General features: G+C 62.5%; 20 protein-coding genes. 8 read left to right on the top strand and 12 right to left on the bottom strand.

The features are described from left to right. Positions 1-80: 80 nt before the first annotated feature. Both J3P86_RS14500 and J3P86_RS14495 read right to left on the bottom strand, forming a co-directional pair. Positions 81-752: a GntR family transcriptional regulator gene (locus J3P86_RS14500; protein WP_305500821.1), complete on the bottom strand. Its 672-nt coding sequence runs from the start codon at positions 750-752 to the stop codon at positions 81-83. A gap of 80 nt (positions 753-832) precedes the next feature. Then, a complete protein-coding gene (locus J3P86_RS14495) occupies positions 833-1,999 on the bottom strand; it encodes an MFS transporter (protein WP_434698262.1) in 1,167 nt (388 codons plus the stop codon). A gap of 132 nt (positions 2,000-2,131) precedes the next feature. On the opposite strand from J3P86_RS14495, the gene J3P86_RS14490 reads away from it, so the two are divergent. Further along, positions 2,132-3,544, top strand: coding sequence for a PLP-dependent aminotransferase family protein (locus J3P86_RS14490; RefSeq protein WP_434698261.1), 1,413 nt, complete (start codon positions 2,132-2,134; stop codon positions 3,542-3,544). 77 nt (positions 3,545-3,621) lie between these two features. Further along, entirely contained in the window at positions 3,622-5,763 is a 2,142-nt protein-coding gene (locus J3P86_RS14485; RefSeq protein ID WP_434698260.1) for a TonB-dependent siderophore receptor, read from the top strand. Positions 5,764-5,820: 57 nt separating this feature from the next. Here J3P86_RS14485 and J3P86_RS14480 read toward each other — a convergent pair whose 3' ends face one another. Further along, positions 5,821-6,555, bottom strand: coding sequence for an SDR family NAD(P)-dependent oxidoreductase (locus J3P86_RS14480; protein ID WP_434630770.1), 735 nt, complete (start codon positions 6,553-6,555; stop codon positions 5,821-5,823). A gap of 310 nt (positions 6,556-6,865) precedes the next feature. Continuing rightward, positions 6,866-7,072 (bottom strand): tautomerase family protein, encoded by a 207-nt coding sequence (locus J3P86_RS14475; RefSeq protein WP_030140737.1) that lies wholly within the window; start codon positions 7,070-7,072, stop codon positions 6,866-6,868. A 123-nt stretch (positions 7,073-7,195) separates the two neighbouring features. Between J3P86_RS14475 and J3P86_RS14470 the strand changes: the two genes are divergently transcribed. Continuing rightward, a complete protein-coding gene (locus tag J3P86_RS14470; protein ID WP_434657651.1) occupies positions 7,196-8,119 on the top strand; it encodes a LysR family transcriptional regulator in 924 nt (307 codons plus the stop codon). 94 nt (positions 8,120-8,213) lie between these two features. Here J3P86_RS14470 and J3P86_RS14465 read toward each other — a convergent pair whose 3' ends face one another. Next, on the bottom strand, positions 8,214-8,645 hold the full coding sequence (locus J3P86_RS14465) for a nuclear transport factor 2 family protein (RefSeq protein ID WP_305500832.1): 432 nt from the start codon (positions 8,643-8,645) through the stop codon (positions 8,214-8,216). A gap of 110 nt (positions 8,646-8,755) precedes the next feature. Then, a complete protein-coding gene (locus J3P86_RS14460) occupies positions 8,756-9,652 on the bottom strand; it encodes a LysR substrate-binding domain-containing protein (RefSeq protein WP_434630777.1) in 897 nt (298 codons plus the stop codon). Positions 9,653-9,854: 202 nt separating this feature from the next. Here J3P86_RS14460 and J3P86_RS14455 point away from each other — a divergent pair, with 202 nt between their 5' ends. The 5 genes from J3P86_RS14455 to nahK all read left to right on the top strand — a co-directional run bounded on the left by J3P86_RS14455 (position 9,855) and on the right by nahK (position 18,050). Continuing rightward, positions 9,855-11,162 carry an MFS transporter gene (locus tag J3P86_RS14455; protein WP_434697978.1) on the top strand — a complete coding sequence of 436 codons (1,308 nt, stop codon included), beginning with the start codon at positions 9,855-9,857 and terminating at the stop codon, positions 11,160-11,162. Further along, a complete protein-coding gene (locus tag J3P86_RS14450) occupies positions 11,159-12,433 on the top strand; it encodes a glucarate dehydratase family protein (RefSeq protein ID WP_434698259.1) in 1,275 nt (424 codons plus the stop codon). The genes J3P86_RS14455 and J3P86_RS14450 overlap by 4 nt, the downstream gene beginning before the upstream one ends. Positions 12,434-12,803: 370 nt before the next feature. Beyond that, positions 12,804-13,988 carry a porin gene (locus J3P86_RS14445; RefSeq protein WP_305500837.1) on the top strand — a complete coding sequence of 395 codons (1,185 nt, stop codon included), beginning with the start codon at positions 12,804-12,806 and terminating at the stop codon, positions 13,986-13,988. Positions 13,989-14,314: 326 nt separating this feature from the next. After that, a complete protein-coding gene (gene nosP, locus J3P86_RS14440) occupies positions 14,315-15,478 on the top strand; it encodes a nitric oxide-sensing protein NosP (RefSeq protein ID WP_434698258.1) in 1,164 nt (387 codons plus the stop codon). Then, positions 15,408-18,050 carry a hybrid sensor histidine kinase/response regulator NahK/ErcS' gene (gene nahK, locus J3P86_RS14435; RefSeq protein ID WP_434698257.1) on the top strand — a complete coding sequence of 881 codons (2,643 nt, stop codon included), beginning with the start codon at positions 15,408-15,410 and terminating at the stop codon, positions 18,048-18,050. The genes nosP and nahK overlap by 71 nt, the downstream gene beginning before the upstream one ends. A gap of 167 nt (positions 18,051-18,217) precedes the next feature. Here nahK and J3P86_RS14430 read toward each other — a convergent pair whose 3' ends face one another. The 6 genes from J3P86_RS14430 to J3P86_RS14405 form a co-directional block, all read right to left on the bottom strand. Next, entirely contained in the window at positions 18,218-18,883 is a 666-nt protein-coding gene (locus tag J3P86_RS14430) for a response regulator transcription factor (protein ID WP_305500841.1), read from the bottom strand. Between the two features lie 53 nt (positions 18,884-18,936). Further along, positions 18,937-19,470, bottom strand: coding sequence for a PQQ-dependent catabolism-associated CXXCW motif protein (locus J3P86_RS14425; RefSeq protein ID WP_434600884.1), 534 nt, complete (start codon positions 19,468-19,470; stop codon positions 18,937-18,939). Positions 19,471-19,704: 234 nt separating this feature from the next. Then, the gene (locus J3P86_RS14420) at positions 19,705-20,496 is read right to left on the bottom strand and encodes an ABC transporter permease (RefSeq protein WP_434630788.1); all 792 of its coding nucleotides are present in this window, start codon (positions 20,494-20,496) and stop codon (positions 19,705-19,707) included. Further along, complete coding sequence (locus J3P86_RS14415) at positions 20,493-21,224, bottom strand: ABC transporter ATP-binding protein (RefSeq protein ID WP_434630791.1); 732 nt, start codon at positions 21,222-21,224, stop codon at positions 20,493-20,495. The genes J3P86_RS14420 and J3P86_RS14415 overlap by 4 nt, the downstream gene beginning before the upstream one ends. After that, entirely contained in the window at positions 21,221-22,195 is a 975-nt protein-coding gene (locus J3P86_RS14410; RefSeq protein ID WP_434630793.1) for a YVTN family beta-propeller repeat protein, read from the bottom strand. The genes J3P86_RS14415 and J3P86_RS14410 overlap by 4 nt, the downstream gene beginning before the upstream one ends. Positions 22,196-22,221: 26 nt before the next feature. After that, positions 22,222-23,388, bottom strand: a complete 1,167-nt coding sequence (locus J3P86_RS14405) for an ABC transporter substrate-binding protein (RefSeq protein WP_434574008.1) — start codon at positions 23,386-23,388, stop codon at positions 22,222-22,224. Between the last annotated feature and the right edge of the window lie 255 nt (positions 23,389-23,643).

Here is a 23,643-nt window from a genome sequence, read left to right as displayed (position 1 = left end):
CAAGCGTGGCCCGCGCCGGGGGGTGGCGGCTTGAGGGTTTTATCTGTCGCTCGTGACGAAATCGGCACAGCGCGAAGGCATCATCGGCTCGACGGCAGGAATTCGAACAGTGTCTGGCAGACTCCGGCGATGTGTTCGTCCAGCAGCTTCACCGCGCGTTCGACATCACCGGCCCGGCAGGCGTCGAGAATTTCCCGGTGCTCGTGGTCGGCGCGCTCCTTGCCCGCCGACAGGCTCATCTGCATGCGCAGATAACGTTCCAGCTTGTCGTGGACCGAGCGGATCAGCCCGACCATGAACGGCCGTTGCGCCGGTTCGTAAAGGCAGGCGTGCAGTTGCCAGTTGAGCTCGGCCCAGCGGCCGACGTCATCTTCGCCGATGAACTCGCGACAGATGCTGTCGGCGCGGGCAAAGGTCGCTTCGGTCATGTTGGGAATGGCCAGGCGCAGGACCTTGTCTTCGAGCAGCATCCGCACCTCGAACATCTGCGCCAGTTCCGCTTCGGAAATCCGCGTGACCATCGCCCCGCGGTTGCGCTGGAACATCACCAGGCCTTCGGCCTCCAGGCGCTTGAGCGCCTCGCGCACGGGGATCTTGCTGACATTGAACTGCCGGGCGATGTCGTCCTGGCGAATCGGCTCGTCTTCGGCGAAATGCCCGGCCACAATGGCATCGCGCAGGTGACGGGTGATGATTTCCGAGGTGGAAGGGGTATTGCCCAGGTCGGGCAGGTTGAACTTGGATAATGTCACGGCGGCGGGTCGTTCGGGCTGAGTTGGGGATATGGTATACGACTTTGCCTGCGGCGATGTCGAGCGCTGGTGAGACGAGGTCAGCCATGGGATGGCTGGGCGATGAAAGCTTCGCTGCGAACGATCAGCAAACCGGTGACCGCTGCGCCCGCCAGCAGTGCCAGGCCGAACACCAGCAGCGCCATGTCAGCGCCGAAACGATCGGCCAGCAACCCGGTCACCACCACCGGGATGCTGAACCCGATGTAGGCGAACAGGAAAAAACCGGCGCTGACCCGGGCTTTCTGCGCACCGGCCATGGCGGTCACGGCCGACAACCCGCCGAGGTACAAAAAGCCGTAGCACGCACTGCTGGCGCCGAGGGCCCCGAACAGCACCGCGACCAGGGAACCGATGCTCGCGCCCCAGGCGAGCAATGCATAGCTCAACGGCAAGACCAACAGGCCCAAGCCGGTAGCTCTGGCGGGTTGCATGCGCCGCACCCAAGGCTGGAAGAGCAGCCCGCAGCTGATGACAGTAAACGTCGACAATCCCGACCAACGCTGCAAATCGTGGCTGGCGAGCACCGATGGCAGGATCGCGATCACCAGCCCGGAAGTGGCCCAGGCCAGCAGCATGGAAAAGCTGTAGGGCAGGCTCCCGGCGGGAAACAGCGGCAGGCGCAGCAGCGGTGCCTGCTCGATTCGCACCGCGGGGTCGGGCAGCCGCCAGACGACGATCAGCGCCAGGCCAGCCAGCACCAACTGCAGCCAGAAACTGCCAGGGGTAACGCTGGGACAGGCGAAAAGAAACAGGCTGGTCAGCGCCGCGCCCAGGCCAAAACCCAGGGAGGTGCTGGCCGTGACCCGGTTGGCCGGTGAACGGCTGTCGGCGGTTGCCAGCAGTTCCGTCATATAGGCGGTCGCGGTCGCCGAGGCCAGCCCGGTCCCGACCCCCATCATCAGGCGCGCCACACCCAGAGCGATCAGGTTGGGCCAGAACACGGTGACCAGCGTCGCCAGCATCGACAGGGCAAGCGCCGCGATGATCAACGGTTTGCGGCCCACCCGGTCGGCCAAGCCGCCGAAGGCCAGCAGCACCGGCAACACCCCCAGCACATAACCGGAGAACGCCACCGCCGTGGCGCCGGCTCCGTAGCCGGAAAGCTGCGCATAGGTGGTGTATAGCGGCGCCTGGAGATTGACCGCCAGGGTGATCAGGCACAATCCGAATGCCAGGCCCCATGAGTGTCGTTGCGATGCGTTCAAGAGCGTTCCTTGAGGGGGTGGGGACTCGGCGAACTATCGCGGCCGTCCCGCAGGCAAACAAGGAACAGACGGACGCCTTTTATGTTTAACTGTTTGCGCGAAATTCAAGAACACTTGGAGAGAGCCTGTGTCATGGACCTGAACATCAATCGCAACGCTACGGGGTCCCTGGTCCGGCAACTCGTCGCCAGCGTCAGCGACTGGATAAACGCCCACGGCATTCGCCCTGGCGCCCGCATGCCTTCGATCCGCCAACTGGCGGCGGAAAATGGCTTGAGCCTGTCGAGCGTGATCAAGGCCTACGACCAACTGGTCGCCAGCGGTGTACTGGAATCCCGGCATGGGTCAGGGTTTTTCGTGGCGCAACGCCGCCCCGAGGCGTTGGCCCCGGAAGCCGAGGAGGCTATTGCCTGGAAACTGTTCGATAATCCATCGACCCAACTCAAGCTGGGGTGCGGCTGGCTGCCGGACGCCTGGCGCGACGACAGCGATCTGGGCCAGGCGATCCGCCAGGTGGTGCGCTGCGACAGTCACGCGTTGTTCAACTACAGCACCCCGCTGGGTTCCGCTCCTCTGCGCCTGCAGATCCAGAAGCGCCTGGGCCTGATCGATATTTACGTCGATCAGGCGCAAATCATCACGACCCAGGGCGCCAGTCATGGCCTCGACCTGCTGGTGCGCACATTGCTCAAACCCGGCGACCTGGTACTGGTGGAAAGCCCCGGTTACTACAACCTGTTCAACCTGCTGAAGCTGCACGGGGTCAAGACTCTGGCAGTTCCGAGGACCGCGCAGGGCCCGGACGTTGCGAGCCTGGAGCGCTTGCTCGGCGCGCATGAACCGAAGTACTTCTTCGTCAACAGCATGTACCAGAACCCCACCGGCACCAGCCTGGCGCCGAGCGTTGCCTATCGCCTGCTGCAACTGGCGACGCTGCATGACTTCCGCATTATCGAGGACGACATCTACGCCGACTTCCAGAACGGTCCGACCTCACGCCTGGCTTCCCTCGACGCCCTGGACCGGGTGATCTACCTGGCGAGTTTTTCCAAGACCTTGTCCAGTTCATTACGCGTCGGCTACGTAGTGGCCCAGCCGGAAATCATCAACCGCCTGGCTGAAATCAAGATGGTGACCGGCATCGGCTGTTCATTGCTGGCGGAGAACGTCGTGGCGACGCTGTTGGCCAACGGCGCTTATCGCAAGTTGATCCAGCGCTTGCGCCTGCGTTTGAACAAGCAGATGGCAAGCACGTTGCGCCAGCTTGAACCGGCCCTTTGGGAAGTGTTTGCCGAGCCCTCGGGTGGCCTGTTCATCTGGGCGCGACCCCGGCATGTGCCGGCGGCGCGCGTGCAAACGATCGCCGAGCAATTGCAGGTGCAGTTGTCCCAAGGGGCGACGTTCTTGCCGAACGGGGAGGCCAGTGACTGGTTGCGCCTGAACGTGGCATATACCCAGGATGCTCGTGCCCAGGCTTTTTTCCGCGAGATTGAACAGGAATCGACTGTTGGAACGGCAGTGCTAATGGGAATAGATGTCAAATAGGAATGAGTTGCTGTATCTTTCGCGACCTATTCCTGCCGGCCTCCAGGTTGGCGTTCTTTCGTTAGGATTGTGTGTCGATGCGTCGGATACTCGTTTCTCTGTGTGTGCTTCAGGCTTATTCCATTTCCACCTGGGCAGAAGAACCCGGCACGACGGACTGGGCGCCTTTGGAGCTGCAAGCCACCGATATCGTCGGCACCTCGGACTTCGAGACCGCGCAGGGGCCGGTGAAGGGCTACCACGCGACCCGTTCGGCCAGTGCCACGCGTACCGACACCGCGATTCATGAAACCCCACAATCGATCTCCGTCGTATCCCGCGATGTGGTGGAGGACCTCAGCGCCACGCGTCTTCAGGATGCCCTCGATTACGCCGGTGGCGTCGGCAGGGCCAACAACTTCGGCGGCCAGGGCCTGACCACCTTTACGGTGCGCGGCTTTACCACGGGCGAGTTCTACCGCAACGGTTTTCCGATCAACCGCGGCTATCCGAACATGCCGGATGCCAACACCATCGAGCGGCTGGAGGTACTGCGCGGCCCGGCGACGATGCTGTATGGCCGTGGCGACCCGGGTGGCACGTTCAATATCGTATCCAAGCAACCGCTGGCCGAGCGCACGGTGACCCTGGGCAGCCAGGTCACTGACCAGGGCATGCGTCGCGGCACCCTGGATGCGTCGGGGCCGCTGGATGAAGAAGGGCGTCTGGCTTATCGCCTGAACGTGATCGGCGAGGGCGGCGATACGTTTCGCGATCACGTCGAGACCGAGCGTTATGGCCTCGCCCCGGTGGTCACCTGGCAGGTCAACGACACCACGCGCCTGACGTTCGAAGGCGATTTCATGCGCAACAACCATCCGCTGGACCGTGGCTTGACCCATTATCCCGGCCAGCGCGGCACGGCGTCCCGCGATACCTTCTTCGGTGAGAAAGACGCCGGCAAGCTGCACAACGACAACAGCATGCTGCAGGTGCGTTTCGAGCACATGCTCAACGACGACTGGACCCTCGCCGGCGGCACCCAGTGGCTCGACGGCACGTTGCAGGGCAACGCCGTCGAAGCCAACGGCATCGGCGCCGATGGGCAGACCCTGGGGCGCAACTTCAACTATCGCAAACTGGAATGGACCGACCGCGATACCCAGCTCAATCTCACCGGGCATTTCTCCACCGGCGGGTTCGAGCACACGCTGTTGACCGGTGTCGAGTATGAAGACTACGACTATAAGTCGATCATCCAGCGCTCTGCTGCCGGTGCCGGTGCGTATCCGATCGACATCTTCGATCCGGTGTATGGGCAGCCGCGCCCGGCGTTGACCCGCACGCCCACCAATGACCAGGAAAACCTCAAGACCTTCGGCTTTTTCATCCAGGACCAAGTGGCGCTGACCGAGCGTCTCAAGGTGCTGGCCGGTGCGCGTTTCGAGCGGTTCGAGCATGAGTACGAAACCTTCGTTCCCCAGGCGCGTCCCGGCAGCCGCAACTGGGACGTCACCGACAACGCCGTCACCCCACGCCTGGGCGTGATCTATGACCTGACCGACACGGTCGCCGTCTATGCCAACACCGCCCGTTCGTTCAAACCCAATAACGGCGCCAGCCGCGAAGGGGGCGGGTTCAAGCCGGAGGAAGGCAAGTCTTACGAAATGGGCGTCAAATGGGAGGCGCTGGATCGTCAGTTGAGCGTCGATGCAGCGATATACCAGATCGAAAAACGCAACGTGCTGACACCCGATCCGCTGGATTCGACCTTCAGCGTGGCGGCCGGCGAGGTGCGCAGCCGTGGTTTCGACCTGAACGTGGCGGGCAACCTGACGCCGGAGTGGCGCGTGATTGGCGGCTACGCCTATGTGGATGCCGAAGTGACCAAGGACGTCAACATCCCCACGGGTACGCGCTTGCTCAACGTGCCGAAGAACTCCTTCAGCCTGTTGAACGTCTACGAGTTCCAGGACGGCGGCCTCAAGGGACTGGGCCTTGGCCTGGGCGCCAGGTACGTCGACGAGCGGGCCGGCAACACCGCGGCCACCACCTTCACCATGGACGATTACACGGTGGTTGACCTGCTCGGCTACTACAAGGTCAACGAGCGCATTCGCCTCAACCTCGACCTCAAGAACCTGTTCGATGCGGATTACGAGGAGGGCGCGTTTGGTGGTGTGTACGCCTATCCGGGCGCGCCGCGCACCGTGCAGGCAGGTATTTCCTACACGCTGTAGCGACCAGGCCAAGCTGCACGAAAAACCCCGAAGGTTTCGCCTTCGGGGTTTTGTTTTTTACCACTTGCCGGTGCTCATCCCACCGTCCACCGGCAGGATCGCGCCAGTGGTGAAATCGGCACCCGCCAGGTACAGGACCGCTTCGGCAATCTCGTCGATGGTGCCTACCCGCCCGGCCGGGGCCAGGTTGTTGAGGAAGTCACGATTGGCCGGGTCATGCATCGGCGTGTCGATGATGCCAGGCGCTACCGCGTTGACCTTGATGTTGTGTGGCGACAGTTCGAGCGCCAGGGCACGGGTCATCTGGTTGACACCGCCCTTGATCAGCACCGGCAGCGCTGCCGGCACCTGGATGTTCGGTTGCAGGGCCACCGAGGCGGAGATGTTGATGATGAAACCCTGGCGGCGGCTGATCATGTGTGCGGCAGCAGCCTGGCTGGCGTAGACGAGCCCCTTGAGGTTGGTGTCCAACAGCGATTCGAGGTCTTGGGGGCTGTATTCGATGAAGGGTTTGGGCAGGAAGAACCCGGCGTTGTTCACCAGCCCGTCCACCGCGCCGAAGACTTCGATGGCTTTGCCGATGAGGGCGGTAGAGGTTGCCGGGGCGGCAATGTCACCGGCCACGCCGATGAAGCTCGCCGGGTGACCGAGCTGGCCGGCCGCGTCATCCAGGCCCGATTGCGAGCGGGCATTGCCCACCACGTTGTAGCCGCGAGCGAGGAACGCCTTGACCAGGCCAAGGCCGATACCGCTGGACGCGCCGGTGATGATGACGGTTTTCCGATTGCTCATGATGTTGACTCCTGATCACGTTGGGTTAGAACCGCTGCGCCTGGGTTGGCGGGGTTGAGATCAGGTTATTGATGCGCTCGGGTTTGATAAATGGGGGTTCTGGTACTTGAGTTGATACTTGGTGTAATCAATCCTGCAGAAATTCACCCAACTCCTGTGGGAGCGAGCTTGCTCGCGATAGCGGCCCATCAGTCACATTTGAACTGTCTGACCCGCCGCCATCGCGAGCAAGCTCGCTCCCACAGAGGTCGCGGGATGGTGGGCAGAAAAAAGCCCGGTCATTCGGACCGGGCTCGTCAGGGATGAAGCGTCATTCCTTGGGCTTGCTTCGATACTCGGTTGTCGTCATGCCCGCGTAACCCCAGTTATCCGTGTCGACTTCCTCGATCACGATATGGGTCAGGTGCGGGTCCTTGCCCAGCACGCGCTGCAGGGTCTCGGTGATTTCGCTGATGACCTGGGCTTTCTGCTCGCGGGTAACGCCGTCGCGGGTGATACGAACATTGACGAAAGGCATGATGCACTCCAGTTGAGGAACGTGCGCAGCAGATGCCGCGCAATCGATGACCACTGTATTTATACGTCACGGGCTGATAAACAGGCATCGGGAATCTTCTGTTGATACGCGGTGTAATGAATCATGAAGCGGCATTTCGAAGATTTGCAATTGGGCAGCATCGAATTGTTCTGCCTGGCGGCCGAGGCGGGCAGCTTCACGGCGGCCGCCCAGGTGGCCGGGGTGACTCCGGCGGCGGTGAGCCGGTCAATCTTTCGCCTGGAGGAGCGCCTGGGTTCGCGGCTGTTCGTGCGTACCACTCGAAGCATCCGGCTGACCGATGCCGGCCGGACCTTTTTTGAGCAATGTCGCCAGGCGTTGACGCAACTGGTCGAGGCGCAACAGGAAGTGATGGGCGCGCAAACGGTGCCGTCCGGGCAACTGCGCATCAGCGTGCCCACGACTTACGGTCATCATCGCATCCTGCCGCTGCTGCCGGCATTTCGCGCGTTGTACCCGCAGGTCAGCGTGGATGTCCACCTGAGCAACCGCAACATTGACTTCGTTGCCGAAGGTTATGACCTGGCGATACGGGTACGCGCCCAGCCGGATTCTTCGATGATCGCCCGGTTGCTGGAGGACGCCGGGTTGGTGGTGGTTGCGTCCCCGGAGTACCTGCAACGGGCCGGCACGCCGCTCACCCTGGAAGACCTCGACTTACACGAATGCATCCAGTTCGAACTGCCCAGCAGCGGACGGCGTATCTCCTGGCTGTTCAATGTCGAGGGCAAGGAGAAGGAGGTGTTCGGGCAGGGCGGGTATTGCTGTTCCGATGATGTGCTGGGCGGCGTAACGCTGGCCAGGCATGGCGCGGGATTGTTCCAGACCTACAGATTCATCGTGGAAAAGGAATTGGCGAACGGGCAACTGGTGGAGGTGCTGGCGCCGTTCGCGGGACGCTCGCGCCCGTTCACCTTGCTGTACCCCCACGGCCGTTACGTGCCGCAGCGAGTGCGGGCGTTTGTGGATTTTCTGTTGGGGTATCGGCAGCAATGGGCCGAGGGCTGAAGCAGGCGCCCGGCCTGGCCGGATTCCCCGTGGCGAGGGAGCAGGCTCCCTCGCCACGATGGATCACCAATATTTCAAATAACGCTACTCGCGATCAGAACCGAAACGCCTGACGCCCGATCAGCAGCCACTTCCCATTCTGCTTCTGCCAGATCTGGAAGTTCTCGATTTCCGTCGGGATCACTTCGGTGCCCTTGAGTGCTTGCGCGGAAAAATGATTGCGCACCAGGGCCACATCGCCTGACAGGGTGATTTTCTGATTCTTCATCTCCAGGGTCTTGAACGCGCTTTTGCCGGTTTCGATGTCGGCGATGAAGGCTTTCTTGTCCTGGATGTTGCCGCTGGAATGGCCGTAAGTCAGGTTCTCGGCGGCGAGCGCCTGAAGCTGGGGAATGTCCTTGTGCAGCATGGCCTGGGTCAGGTGGTCGACCGCTTCGGCAACCTCTTTTTCAGCCGAGGCGGGGGCGGCTGCGGCGTAGCCGCTGAACAGGCACAGGAAACCGATGACCGATAGCGCTTTTTTCATGAGAATTTCCTTGTTGTTGTAGGTATGCAGGAACGAGGCGTGAGCTCTCGTCGGTCATCGTACAACTTGTCAGGAAAGACTGGAATAGCCACGTGGTCCCGTAAATGTTCTTACAACCCCTCCCGAACCGCCCCGCGAATCCCCTCCAACAGCATCGTGAACGCCGGATTGTCGTTATCCTCCCGCCACACCAGATGCAGTTCGCTTTGCACGCCTTCGCCCAGGTCGATCTCGCGAAACACCACTTGCTTGAACACCACGCTGGTCGCGCACCGGGGCACCAGCGCCACGCCCATGCCGGCGTTGACCAGTGCCAGGATGGTCAGCGATGAACCGAGCCATTGCACGAACTGCGGGGCGACGCGGGCCGAGCGCAGCATGCCGGTGAGCAGTTCGTTGAAGGGCGGGTAGGCGGAGTGGGAGTACATGAGGAACGGTTGCCCGTCCAGATCCTGCACGCTGACAGACTCGGCGCTGGCCAGCGGATGGCCGGCCGGCACGGCCAGGACGAACGGCTCGCGTACCAGGCATTCGGTCGCGTAGCCGGTTTCCAGCAACGGCGAACGAACGATGCCGAGGTCGATGCGCCGGGCGCGCAAGGCTTCGTGCTGCTGGTAGGTGTTCATCTCCGCGAGGACGATCTTGACCTGTGGCTGTTTGAGCCGCGCCTCGGCAATGACTTTGGGCAGGAATTCATACACCGCGCTGCCGACGAAGCTGATGGTGACCGAGCCGATGTCGCCCTGGGCAAAACGCTTGGCGGCCTCGGCGGCTTGTTGCGCCTGTTGCAGCAGGTTCTGCGCTTCGATGAAAAATGCCCGGCCGGCTGCGGTGAGGGCGACGCTGCGGGTGCTGCGGGTAAACAGCTCGACGCCGAGGTGATGCTCCAGCAACTGGATCTGTCGACTCAGGGGCGGCTGGGTCATGTTCAGGCGTTCGGCGGCCCTGCGGAAATTCAGTTCGGTTGCCACTGTGGTGAAGCAGCGCAGTTGGGCCAGTTCAAACATTGATTCAATCCTGGTATCAATCAAGTGCCAAGTTAGATTAGACGGGAACAATCCCTCGCGTCCATCATCAATCCGCTCCTCGCAAAAGCACAAAGCCCCACAAAAACAAGATTGGGAGGCACCCTTGAATCACGTATCGGACTCGACCCTGGCCACCGCCGCGGCCAAGGTCAAACGTCACGTCCTGCCGTTGGTGGTGGTGATGTTCATCGTCAACTACATCGACCGCGTCAACATCGGCTTCGTCCGCAGCCATCTGGAAACCGACCTGGGCATTGGCGCAGCAGCCTATGGCCTCGGTGCCGGGCTGTTCTTCATCGGCTACGCGCTGTTCGAGGTGCCGTCCAACATGCTCTTGCAGCGCTACGGCGCCCGGGCCTGGCTGACGCGCATCATGTTCACCTGGGGCGCGGCGGCCATGGCCATGGCGTTCGTGCGTGGCGAAACCAGTTTTTATGTGTTGCGCTTCATTCTGGGCGCGGCGGAGGCGGGCTTCTTCCCCGGCATCATCTATTACTTCACCCAATGGTTGCCGTCCAACGAGCGCGGCAAGGCGATGGCGATCTTCCTCAGCGGTTCGGCGATCGCCTCGGTGATTTCCGGCCCGGTATCCGGCGCCTTGCTGCACATCAGCGGGCTGGGCCTGCATGGCTGGCAATGGATGTTCCTGATCGAAGGGGGCGCGTCCATCGTGCTGTGCGGGTTTGTCTGGTTCTGGCTGCAATCGCACCCCAGCCAGGCCAAATGGCTGACCGCTGAAGAAAAAACCGTGTTGATCGCCGCCATCGCCGAAGAGCAGCGGGCGCGGGAAGCCGCCCAGGTCATCAAGCCTTCAATGTTCAAATTGCTCGCCGACCGGCAGATCGCGCTGTTCTGCTTCATCTATTTTTCCATCGCCCTGACCATTTATGGCGCCACGTTCTGGCTGCCGAGCATGATCAAGAAAATGGGCAACCTGGGGGATTTCCAGGTCGGCTTGCTCAACTCGATTCCGTGGATCATCTCCATCGTCGCGATGTACGGCTTCGCTGCCCTGGCCGGCAAGTGGAAGTTCCAGCAGGCCTGGGTCGCGGTGACGCTGGTGATCGCCGCGTTCGGCATGTTCATGTCCACCACCGGCGGGCCGATCTTCGCCTTCGTCGCCATCTGTTTCGCGGCCATCGGCTTCAAGGCCGCCTCGGCGCTGTTCTGGCCGATCCCCCAAGGCTATCTCGACGCCCGCATCGCGGCGGCCGTGATTGCCTTGATCAATTCCATCGGCAACCTCGGCGGCTTCGTCGCCCCGACGGCCTTCGGATTCCTGGAGCAGACCACCGGTTCCATCGAAGGCGGCCTGTATGGGTTGGCGATCACCTCGCTGGTTGCCGCCGTGGTGATCTTTTTCGCCCGGACCCAACCGGGGCGCGGCAAACCTGACGCGCTGTCCGGCCAGCCTGAACACTCGGTCGAAGCTGACCTGCTGAACAAATCTCAAGCCCTGAAACCTGGCCCATCGGGAGCCGCTGCATGAAGATCAAACGCGTTACCGTGACCCCCATCGCTTTTCGCGATCCACCTTTGCTCAACGCCAGCGGCATTCATGAGCCGTTCGCGCTGCGCTCGATCATCGAGATCGAAAGCGACAACGGTTACATCGGCCTCGGCGAGAGTTACGGCGATGCGCCGGCCCTGGCGATCCAGCAGCAGGTACAGAGCCAGTTGATTGGCCTCGATCCGTTCAGTCTCAACCAGTTGCGCGCTATCGTCCAGGCCACCGTGGCTGCCCACAAACCGGCGAGCGTCGCCGGGGCGGAACTGGCGCCGGGCTCCCATGCGAGCAAGGCGGTGAGCAATGCCTATTCCGCTTTCGAAGTCGCTTGCCTGGACTTGCAGGCGCATTACCTGAATGTGCCGCTGGTGGATTTGCTGGGCGGTGCGATCCGCGACGAAGTGCCGTTCAGCGCCTACCTGTTTTTCAAATACGCCGAGCATATCGATTCACCGTATCCCGCGGACAGTTGGGGCGAAGCGCTGAATGAGCAGCAGATCGTCGCCCAGGCCCGACGGATGATCGACGAGTACGGTTTCAAGAGCATCAAGCTCAAGGCCGGGGCATTGGAGCCGGAGCATGAAGTGGCCTGCATCAAGGCCTTGAAACAGGCTTTTCCTGGCTTGCCGCTGCGCATCGATCCCAATGGCAACTGGTCGCTGGAGACCTCTATCCGCATGGCCGAGCTGCTCGGTGATGACCTGCAATATTACGAAGACCCCACGCCCGGGCTCGAAGGGATGGCCGCGCTGCACAAGCGCACGGGATTGCCGCTGGCGACGAATATGGTGGTCACCGACTTCGACGAATTCCGCCGCAGCGTGGCGCAGGACAGCGTGCAGATTGTCCTGGCTGACCACCATTACTGGGGCGGGCTGCGCGATACCCAGATGCTCGCGAAGATGTGCGAGACCTTTGGTCTGGGCGTGTCGATGCACTCCAACTCGCACCTGGGCATCAGCCTCATGGCCATGGCCCACGTGGCGGCTTCGGTGCCGAACCTGGACTACGCCTGCGATACCCATTACCCCTGGCAGGAACCGGATGAAGAAGTGATCAAGGGCGGCAAGCTGGCATTTGTCGACGGTTGCGTGAAGATCACCCGGGCGCCGGGCCTTGGCCTGGAGCTGGACCGCGATCAACTGGGCAAGCTGCATGAGCAGTTCCTCAGTTGCGGCATTCGCCAGCGCGACGATGTGCGGCAGATGCGGCGCTACCGGCCGGACTGGACCACGGTCAAACCGCGGTTCTAATACTTCCCAAGGGGGCCTGCTGCGCAGGCCAGCGGGAGCAAGCTCCTTCGCCACAAGAGCAACATGGTGAGAAACCTGTGGGAGCGAGCTTGCTCGCGATAGCGGTGTATCAATCGACATCTATGTTGATGATCCGGCGCCATCGCGAGCAAGCTCGCTCCCACAGGGCCTGCTGTTGCCTTCTCGGGCAATACCGCTGGCCCCCACCCAAAGTACCGCGCCCGCCAGCCTCGCCGTCTTACACCCAAACTGCCGCGCCGGGCCGGCGCTGCCAAAGCAGCCGGTAATCCCCTCCAAGGCAGCGTATGACGCGCCCGGGTGCCTTTCGATAATCGCCTCCGACATCCCGTCCCCTGTTGCGGAGCGCGCCATGCACAACAATAAGAATACCTGCCTGCGTTTTTTGCCTGCGGTCATCGCCGGCCTGTCGAGCCTGGGCCTGACGCCTTGGGCGCAAGCCGAAATCATGCTGTACGACAAGGACCAGACCACTTTCTCCACCGATGGCTACATCAACGCCTTCTACGTCAACAGCGACGTGGACCGGGCGGGGGAGCAGTTCGACCGGCGCCAGTCGCGGGTCAAGATGGGCTTTTTGCCCAACTACCTGGGATTCAACATGGGCAAGCAGGTCGATGACCTCAAACTCGGCGCCCGCGCCTCGTTCTGGGTGACCATCAATGACAGCGAAACCAACGGCACCGACACCGCCATCGACGTGCGGCAGTTCTACGGCACCGTCGCCAATCCGGAGTGGGGCGAGGTGCTGATCGGCAAGGACTTCGGCCTGTTCGCCCGCTCCAACATCTTGCTTGATGAGTTGCTGGCCGGTTACGGCCAGGTCAGCGACACCCTCGGCCTGGTGGATGGCGGCGGGGTGTCGTTCGGCAATATCGGCAGCGGCTACCCATACCCGTTCCCGACTTCGCAGATCACCTATCGCACTCCGGTGATGGACGGGTTGCGTGTGGCGGTGGGCATCATGGACCCGGTGGACACCAACGACAGCAGCGCCACCGGCAAGGCCTACCAGGAAAACCCGCGTACCGAGAGCGAGGTCACCTATCAGTTCGATCTCGGCGGGGCGAAAATCTACAGCTGGCTGAACGGCAGCTACCAGACCTCGGATAACACCGATACCAATGTCGAATCGGTCACCTCCAAAGGCCTGGGTTATGGCGTGCAAGCGAAGATGGGCGGGCTCTCGCTCACCGGCTCCGGGTTCCAGGCCAAGGGCATCAACCCGTTTTTCACCAATAACGCCGGCGAGGCCACGCTGCGCAACGTCGATAGCAAGGGATATCTGCTGCAGGGTTCCTACAAGCTCGGCAAGAATCGCCTGGCGCTGTCCTACGGCAAGACCGAGGACGACGGCAACGGAGTGGTCGGCAGTGGCGCCGACTACGAGACTCGCGGTGTCGCGCTGTTTCATGACATCAACGACAACCTCAAGCTCGTCGCCGAATACAACCAGTTCGAAATCAACGGCCACGACACCAGCGCACAGAACGAAGACACCGACACCTTCGCGGTGGGGGCCGTGCTGACCTGGTAACCCGAATAAGCTTCTCACAATCAACCCCTGTGGCGAGGGGATTTATCCCCGCTGGGCTGCGCAGCAGCCCCCTGGATCTTTCTATGGAACCGGGTATTAAGGGATTAGGGCCGCTTCGCGCCCCAACGGGGATAAATCCCCTCGCCACGATAAGCAACGCGGTTCGGTGAGCATGTTTTTCGTGGCAGCCCCTGCCGTGCGCATCGCGGTCGGGGCCGCCACGGTTCTCCTCCCATGGAAGTGTCCACCCGCTACCCAAGTAGCATTCGTCCACCGGGCGCGGGTTCGTACACTCAGGGCTCTATCACGCACCGTCGGAGGCGCAGATGCAGCAGGCCCAGAGCGAAGGTGTGGTCAGCGCCATGTCCCAGGCAACGGACGTCGAGCAAGTGGCCCAGGAATTGGCGCGACAGCTGTTGCATCCGTACCTGGGTTTCGTGCTGTTTTTCTGTTCCGCCGAATACAACTTGCCGGCCCTGGGCCAGGCGCTGTCACGCAGTTTCGGCGGGATTCGCCTGGTCGGTTGCACCAGCGCCGGGGAAATCACCCCGCAGGGCTACGGTCGCAACTGCGTGACGGCGGTGGGGTTCGATCATCGGCATTTTTCCATTGCCGCCGAGCTGATCGGCGAGATGGAGCACTTCAGCCTGATCGACGCCCAGCAGATGGTCGAGCGACTGGCCGGTGGCTGTCGCAGCAACGTCCTGGCGCCGATCAAGGGCCACAGTTTTGCCTTGACCTTGCTCGACGGCCTGTCCAGTCGCGAGGAAATGGTACTGGCCGCGTTGAGCGCAGCCTTGGGCGACATCCCGCATTTCGGTGGCTCGGCCGGCGATGACAATTACCTGACCCACACCCACGTCTACTTTGAAGGCCAGTTCCACAGCGGCGCCGCCGTGGTGGTGCTGATCAATACCTGGCTGGAGTTCGAGGTGTTCACCACCCATCACATCCTGCCTCGCCAGGAGAAGCTGGTGGTGACCGGCGCCGACAGCGCCTCGCGACGGGTCTACGAACTCAATGCCGAACCCGCCGCCGAAGAATACGCCCGGCATATCGGTGTGCCGGTCAGCGCGCTGGATTACCGGATATTTGCCGCCCACCCACTGGCCGTGCGCATCAACGATCAGTACTACGTGCGGGCGATCCAGCAGGTCCACTCGGACCTGAGCCTGACTTTTTATTGCGCCGTAGAGAACGGCATCGTGCTCACGGCCATGCGCCCGGGGCCTCTGCTGCATAACCTGCAAGCGCTGTTTGACGGCTTGCAGGAGCGCCTGGGTGACCTGTTGTTGACCATCGGCTGCGACTGCTTCCTCAGGCGCCTTGAGCTGGAAGACAGCGCTGGCCTGGAGCAGATCGGCCAGTTCCTGCGCGAACAACGGGTGATGGGGTTCAACACCTATGGAGAACAGTTCAATGGCATGCACATCAACCAGACCTTCACCGGAGTTGCCATTGCCCGTCATCGCGTCCCCGGTCATCGCTGAACTGCAGGCACAGATCGCCGCCCTGCAACACGACAACCACAAGCTGCGGCGCATAAACGCGGCGCTGATCGAGCGGGTCGAATCCGGCGTGACCCGTGGCAGCGACCCGTACGCAGCGTTCCAGCATTCGGTGGTGCTGGCCGAACAGGTCCGCGAGCGCACCGACGCCTTGAACCAGGCGATGGCCGAGCTCAAGGCCGGCAACCATCTTCTGGGCGAAGCCCGGCTGCGGGCGGAAACCGCCCATCGCCATCTGATCGATGCGATCGAGAGCATTTCCGATGCGTTCGTGCTGTTCGACGAACAGCAACGCATCGTCCTCTTCAACAGCCGTTTCAAGGCGTTCTGGGCTCACAGCCGGGTGCGGATCATCGCGGGGATGCGCCTTGGCGAGGTCAAGCGCCTGATGACCGCCAATGGCCTGTTCAGCGAAGAAACCCGCGGCCAGCCCGATGAGCCGGTGTTGTACCGATTACAGAACGGCCGCTGGCTGCAGGTCAGTGAACGGCCGACCCAGGAAGGCGGGCGGGTCTTCCTGTTTACCGATATCACTGACGTCAAACTCAGCGAAACCGTACGCCGTGAGCAAGCCATCGCGCAGAAATCCCACTTGCTGCAGCGCGCGGTGGACAACCTGTCCCAGGGCGTAGCGATGGTCAATGCCCAGGGCATATTGGAATTGTGGAACCGGCGCTTCCTGGAACTCAGCGGCCTGGCGCCGGTGGCGGCTCATCGGCCATTCATCGAGGTGATCGCCGACAGTGAGCTGCAACTGCTTACGCCGGCCAGTCGCGACGGCAATGGGCGGTTGATCCAGGAGTGCGAACAGCGCCTGTCCGATGGCCGGGTCCTGGAGATCCGAACTCATCCGCTGCCGACCGGCGGCTACGTCAATACCTTCACTGACATTACCGAGCGCTACCAGCATGCCGAGGCACTGAGCGAAAGCGAGCGCTGGATCCGCTTGATCACAGATCACGTACCGGCACTGATCGCCTACCTCAACGCCGACCTGGTCTACGAATTCACCAACAAGGTCTATGAGCAGTGGTATTGCTGGCCGCGGGGCGTGATGCTCGGCCAAAGCCTGCGCGAAGCCCACAGCGAGCAGCATTACCAGCGCCTGGAAGCCTACGTGGCCCGAGCGTTGGCCGGGGAGAGCGTGACCTTCGAATTCGCCGAGACCAACATCAACAACCAGGAGCGCTACATGCTGCGCTCCTACGTGCCCAATCGGCTGGCCAACGGCGAGGTGGTGGGCATCTTCGTGCTGATCCGCGACATCACCGAACGTCGCCGCACCGCCGAGGCCCTGCATCAGGCCTACCAGAATCTGGAGCAGCGCGTGCAGGAGCGCACGGCCGAGCTGACCACGCTCAACGACCAGTTGCTACGCGAGATCGACGAACGCAGCCGGGTCGAGCTGCGCCTGCGCGAAGCCAAGCGCGAGGCCGAGCGGGCCAACCTGTCGAAAACCAAATTTCTCGCCGCGGTCAGCCATGACCTGCTGCAACCGTTGAACGCGGCGCGGCTGTTCACCAGCGCCTTGCTCGAACGCCGCGAACCGGTGGCGAACGCGCAACTGGTGCGCAACGTCAGCAATTCGCTGCAGGACGTGGAAAACCTGTTGGGCACCCTGGTCGATATTTCCAAGCTGGATGCCGGGGTGATCAAGGCCGATGTGGCGCCGTTCGCCCTCAGTGAGCTGCTCGACACCCTGGCCGCCGAATACCTTCAGGTTGCGCGTAGCGAGGGCCTGGCGTTGCGCTTCGTGCCTTGTTCGGTGCTGGTGCGCAGCGACATTCAGTTGCTGGCGCGGATCCTGCGCAACCTGTTGAGCAACGCCATTCGCTACACCCCCAGCGGGCGGGTGGTCCTGGGTTGCCGGCGTCACGGTAACCGTGTCTCGATCGAAGTCTGGGATTCCGGTATCGGCATTGCCCAGGATCGGCTGGAGGAAATCTTCCAGGAATTCAAGCGTGGGGACGTCCAGCGCCCTGACCAGGATCGCGGACTCGGCCTGGGATTGGCGATCGTCGAGAAGATCGCCGGGATTCTCGGGCATCCGATCAAGGTCCGCTCCTGGCCGGGCCAGGGCTCGGTGTTCGCCATCGAGGTGCCGCTCAGCGCTACCGCACCCAAGCCGCTGGCGTGCCTGGATATGAGCGAGCCGATGCTCGAACGCCTGCGTGGCGCGCGGGTCTGGGTGCTGGACAACGACGCGGCGATCTGTGCCGGCATGCGCACCTTGCTCGAAGGTTGGGGCTGCCGCGTGGTGACTGCACTGTCGGAACAGGACCTGGCACGCCAGGTGGACAATTACCGCGCCGAGGCGGATTTGCTGATTGCCGACTATCACCTGGACCACGATCAGAATGGCATGGACGCGGTGGCCCGGATCAACGCCTGCCGCACCTCACCGATCCCGGCCATGATGATCACGGCCAACTACAGCAACGAACTCAAGCAGCAGATCCGCGAGCGCGGGCACACGCTGATGCACAAGCCGGTGCGGCCGATGAAGCTGAAGATTGCGATGAGTCATTTGTTGGGCCAAACCCAGGTTCGGTGAGTCGAACGCTGTTGTGGCGAGGGGATTTATCCCCGCTGGGTCGCGAAGCGACCCATGATTCTTCCTGCTGTACCGAGTTGCCAGGTTTTAGGGCCGCTTCGCAGCCCAGCGGGGATAAATCCCCTCGCCACAGTTGATCTCCTTTCGGCATGGAGTGCGGATAGCAGTTAGCGCCGCAGGTAAGCCCCGAAATCGATATCCCCCGCACTGAGAATCGCCTGCACCCGGTTATGCACGTTGAGCTTGCGCAGGATCGCCGAGACGTGGGCCTTGACCGTGGTTTCGGCGATGTCCAGCGTGTAGGCGATCTGCTTGTTCGACTCGCCTTTGGTCATGCGTTCGAGCACCAGCAATTGCTTGCGGGTCAAGGCCTGGAGCAGTTCCGGCGGGAACGCCGGGGTCTCGTTCAGGCGCCGGCCCGTCGGGCTCTTCTGGGTGCGGATGATGTCTGGCGGCAGGTACACGTTGCCATTGAGGATCTGCTCGATGGCGTCGGTCATCTGCGCGCGCGGCGACGACTTGGTGATAAAACCCACCGCGCCATAGGTGATGGCCTGCAGGACGATCTGCTTGTCCTGCTCGGCGGACACGATCACCACCGGGATAGTCGGTGCCTCGTTGCGCAAGTTGATCAGGCCATTGAGGCCGTGCATGCCGGGCATGTTCAGGTCGAGCAGGATCAGGTCGAGGTCATCGTGTTCGCGAGTCAGCGCCAGGGCGCTGTCCAGGTCAGCGGTTTCCATCACCTCGCTCCCGGCGAAACCGTCGCTGATGACGTTGTGGATGGCTTCGCGAAACAGTGGGTGATCGTCGGCTATCAGGATTTTATACATGGCCATTCACCTCGTTATTGTCGTGTTGGGGCAGTTGCACGGCTCTCGGCCATTCAGGGCAAGGGTTCGGGGCGGGCCGCTTGCAGGGGCAGGTTGGCCGCCTCCCAGGCATCCAGGCCGTCGCGGTACCAATACAGATGTTTATAGCCCAAGGCGGCGGCGCGTTTTACCGCGTTCCAGCTCAACCAGCAATCGGAGCGGCAGTAAAAGACCAGCGGTTGATCGGCCTGGCCGGCGGTGGCTTTGCGCAGGTAAAACGTGAAGTAGTCCTGCCAGGTCGCGTCCAGTTCGCCGTCGCCGGTGTTGGCCAGCCACAAGCTGCCGGGCAGGTTGGCATGGGGTTCGGTGTCGATGAACCGGCCCTGGACCCAGGGCCGGCGGTAGACGTCGATCAGCACTGGCGCGGGCGTTTGCTTTAGCAGGCGCTGCAAGGCTTCGGTGTCGACGGTTTGCGCGCTGTCTGCGGAGGCGGGCGTCGGGCTGCGGTATTGAGTGATGCGAAAGCCCTGCGGGGAAAACAGCGAGGTGTCGGCCTGCGCGACATTCAGCGACAGGCCCAGCAAGACGATCGCGAGCAAACGGGGCATAGGTTTTATCCTTCTTGTTATGCGCCCATTACATGTCACGGTCGAGGTCTTGTGAATGCGACCATAGACAGGAAAACCGGTACTAAAGTAGTAATTTCGAGCGGATGTATCCACCCAGACCCTGTGGGAGCGAGCTTGCTCGCGATAGCGGTGTATCAGTCAATACTGTTATTGAATGAACCGTCGCTATCGCGAGCAAGCTCGCTCCCACAAGGGGTCGTGCGTATCGGCTGCTCAACTCGCCTTGCGCAATGCCGCATGCTGCGGATTGAACGTCCACACCGCCAGCAACGCAAACACCAGGCTCAGACCCACGCACATGGCCATCGCCAGCAGGTTGAATTGCCCATACAGGGCGAAGCGCACCAGCTCCACGCCGTGGGTGAACGGGTTCACCGCGCACAGCCAGTACAACCACGGACTGGCCTCGAGCATTTTCCACAGCGGGTACAGCGCCGAAGACAGGAAAAACATCGGGAAGATGACGAAGTTCATCACCCCGGCGAAGTTCTCCAACTGGCGGATCGCATTGGACAGCAACAAGCCGAGGGCACTGAGCATCAAGGCCACCAGCAGCAACGCCGGAAGCGCCAGCAGCAAGCCCGTGGCTGGAGGCTGGACGCCATACAACCAGGCGATGGCGAGAAAGGCATAGACCTGCATCAGCGAGATCAGCGAAGTCGCGAGCAACTTGCTCGCCAACAGGAAGGCCCGGGGCAGGGGGCTGGTGAGCAGTACGCGCATGCTGCCCATTTCCCGGTCATAGACCATCGACAGTGAGCCCTGCATGCCGTTGAACAGCAGGATCATGCAGGCCAGCCCCGGCACGATGTACACCTCATAAGGAATGTAGGTGTCGTAGGGCGCAATGATCGCAATGCCCAGGGCGGCCCGGAAGCCGGCGGCGAACACCAGCAGCCATAACAACGGCCGTACCAGGGCACTGAGCAACCGCGTGCGTTGCAACACGAAGCGCAGCCATTCGCGCATCACGATGCCGCTGAAACATTGCCAATACGCATTCATGCGGCCACTCCCGGGGTGGTCAATCGATCGAAGGCCGAGCCGAGGCTGCCGCCATGTTCCAGGCTCACCGCCTCGGCGCGACCGCTGGCGACCAGCCGCCCCTGATGCACGATCAGCAAGTCGTCAAAGGGCTGCACTTCGTCCAGCAGGTGCGTGGTCCAGAGCACGCTGATGCCCTGTTCGCGGCACAGTTGGCGGATATGCTCTCCAAGGGCCTGACGGCTGGCCGGATCGAGGCCGACACTCGGCTCATCGAGCAATAACAGGCGCGGCTCGTGCAGCAGCGCGCGGGCAATTTCCACCCGGCGCCGATGCCCGCCGTTGAGGTTGCGCACCCGCTCGTGACGCCGTTCGGTCAGGTGCTGGCGAGCCAGTTCGAGCTCAATCCGGACGTCGGCCTGGCGCCGGGCAAAGCCGTGCAGCGCGAGGTGATAACGCAGGTTCTGTTCGACGCTCAGGTCCAGGTCCAGGGTGCTTTGCTGGAACACCACCCCCAACTGGCGCAAGGCCTGGCGTGGCGCGCCCTGCAACGAGTGGCCGCCGACCCGGATCTCGCCGCGTTGCACGTCGTACAGGCGCGTCAGCAAGGCAATCAGCGTCGACTTGCCGGCACCATTGGGCCCGAGCAGCGCGGCGAAGCGTCCGGCGGGCAGGCTGAAACTGATCTGGCGCAGGGCTTCGCGCGCGCCGTAGGCAAAGCTCAGGTCTCTGACCTCCAAGGCGTTCATGGCGTGACCACCACGCCCCACGGATAACGTCCGACCTTCACCGACTTGAGCACCTTGCGGCTCTGCACGTCGATCACCGAGACATCGCCGCTGACGCCATTGGTTGCCAGCAGTTGCTTCTGGTCCGGGGTGAATGCCAACTGCCAGACCCGTCGACCCACCAGCAGGTAATCCAGCACTTCGAAGGTTTGCGCGTCGATCACCGCGACATGGTTGGCCGGGCCCAGGGCGACGAATGCCAGCTTGCCGTCGGCGCTGAGCTTGATGCCCACCGGTTGGACCTTGTCCGGGTGCACGCCCTTGATCTGGAAGGTCAGGGTCTTGAGTACCTGGCGGGTGGCGACGTCGAGAATGCTCAAGGTGCCGCCGATCTCGGCCGAGGCCCAGAGCTGCGTACCGTCGCGGTTGAATTCGACGAAGCGCGGCCGCTGGTCCACCAGGGTGTTGTCGGCCAATGTCTGGGTGCTGGTGTCGATCCAGTGCAGCATATTGGTGGTCTCGCTGGTGTTGACCGCCCACTTGCCATCGGGACTGACGGCCATGCCTTCGGGCTCGACGCCCACAGCGATCTGGCCGAGTACTTCGGAGGTCTGGGTGTCGATCACCGTGACCAGGGCATCGTCTTCGTTGGAGACATAGAGCCAGCGATCGTTGGGGTGCAGAGCGAACTGTTCCGGGTCCTTGCCGGAGGGCAACTCCTTGATGATCTTGCGGGTGGCAACGTCCATCACCTGGACGCGATCCGAATCGCTGGCGCAGATGTACAGCAGGCGATTGTCATGGGACAGCAGCAGACCCCGAGGGCGCTGGCCCACCGGCAGGGTGTCGACGACTTCCAGGCTGTGCATATCGATCAGGCTCAGGCTGTTGTCTTTCTCGTTGGAGACCCAGGCGATGGCGGCGACGGCAGGGCCCGCCGCGATCAACGCAGCGCCGAAGGCGAGGATCTGGCAAAGCAGGGAGCGGCGCATGGCGTTTTCCTTGTTGTTGTTATTGATCAGGGGTAGCGGCAGCTGACTTCGGGCTGGTCGTAGCCCAGGCTGTCCATTTCGTTGCTGGGGTGCAGGAACCCGTCCTGGGGGGAGGTACTGACCAGGGCGCGTGGCTGGACCAGCGCAATGGGTTGGCGCAATTGGCCGTTCCAGGGGCGATAGCTGAGCTTGCGGCCTTTGAAACCGTCGAGCGGCAGTTGGTCGCCGAGGGCCAGTTGGCGGATGGCGAACGGGTCATCCTGACGCAGCTTGCCGACGGCGGCGGCGATGCTGCGCACGGCGATCCAGGCGGCGAAGTCGCGGTCGTTCATCCAGCGTCCGGCCAAGGCTTCGAAGCGTTTTTGCAACTGCGCCGCACCGTAGGTCTCGACGGTCTTGTGCCAGCCGGTCGGGGTCAGTCCCTGGGTGCCGGCCACGGGGCGCGGGTACCAGGTCTGGTAGGGCACGTACTCGCCAAAATCGCCGCGTTCGTCGGCCACCAGCACCACGTCGTATTCGGCGGTCTGGGTGAACAGCGGCATGTCGGCCTGGGCACTGCGGCGCTGGTCGTTGTCGAACTGCCAGGGTTTCTCGGCGACGATCTTCATGCCGAAACGCTTCATGGCCCGGCGCAGTGCGGCGGCGTAGGCCTGGTCTGCGGGTGTCTGGCCGACGATCAGCAAGGCGCGCTGCCATTTGCGCACAACGCTGAACTGGATCAGCGCATCGGCGAGTGTCGCCCGATCAGGCAGGGTGTGCAGCACATTGCCCAGGCAGTCGCTGGTGCGCAGGCTGTCGTCGGGGCTGCCGGCGTTGAACAGCAGGCTGTCGGGCAGGGCGGCGCTGAGCTGGCGCAGGCTGGTAGCGGGTGCATTCACCACGAACAGCCGCAGGCCCCGATCGTGCTGGGCGCGGGCGGCCTGGAGCAGCGCTTCGGGGCTGTCTACGCTGGCGCTTTCGAGGCGGTAGTCGTGCTTGAGAAAACGTCCGGTGCTGTTGCTGTCGACAATCGCCAGCTCGGCGCCGCGCAGCCCGGCATCGGTGGGTTCGGCAATCACATTGGACAGCAGCGGGCCGGGATCGGGGCGATAACCCAGGTAGCCGATGCGCACTTGCAACGCCACGGCATCGCCGGCCTGAGCGGTGGTCGTAGCCAGCAGATAAACCAGGGCAAAACGTGCGAGCCGGCGCATGACATCCTCCATTGCAGGTAGCGCCAGCATAGGAAGGCCACGAGCGCGGGGAAATATGCAGAAAGTACCGCCGGGGCAGTACCAAGGTAGTAGCTCGGCGCGGGCGTCGGGGTTTTAGGATGGCGATAACGTCATTCATCAGGGAGCGGACGGATCGTGCGGATACTCAAGACGCTGCTGTTGCCGTTGTTGCTGATCCTGAGCCTGATCGGGGTTGACAGGCATAAGACCATCCCTGTGGGAGCGAGCTTGCTC

Origin of the sequence: Pseudomonas sp. D1-1, assembly GCF_051132225.1 — a bacterium.
GTDB lineage: Bacteria > Pseudomonadota > Gammaproteobacteria > Pseudomonadales > Pseudomonadaceae > Aquipseudomonas.
Note: the sequence above shows the minus strand (reverse complement) of the source record. Positions and strands in the feature narration are given on the sequence as shown.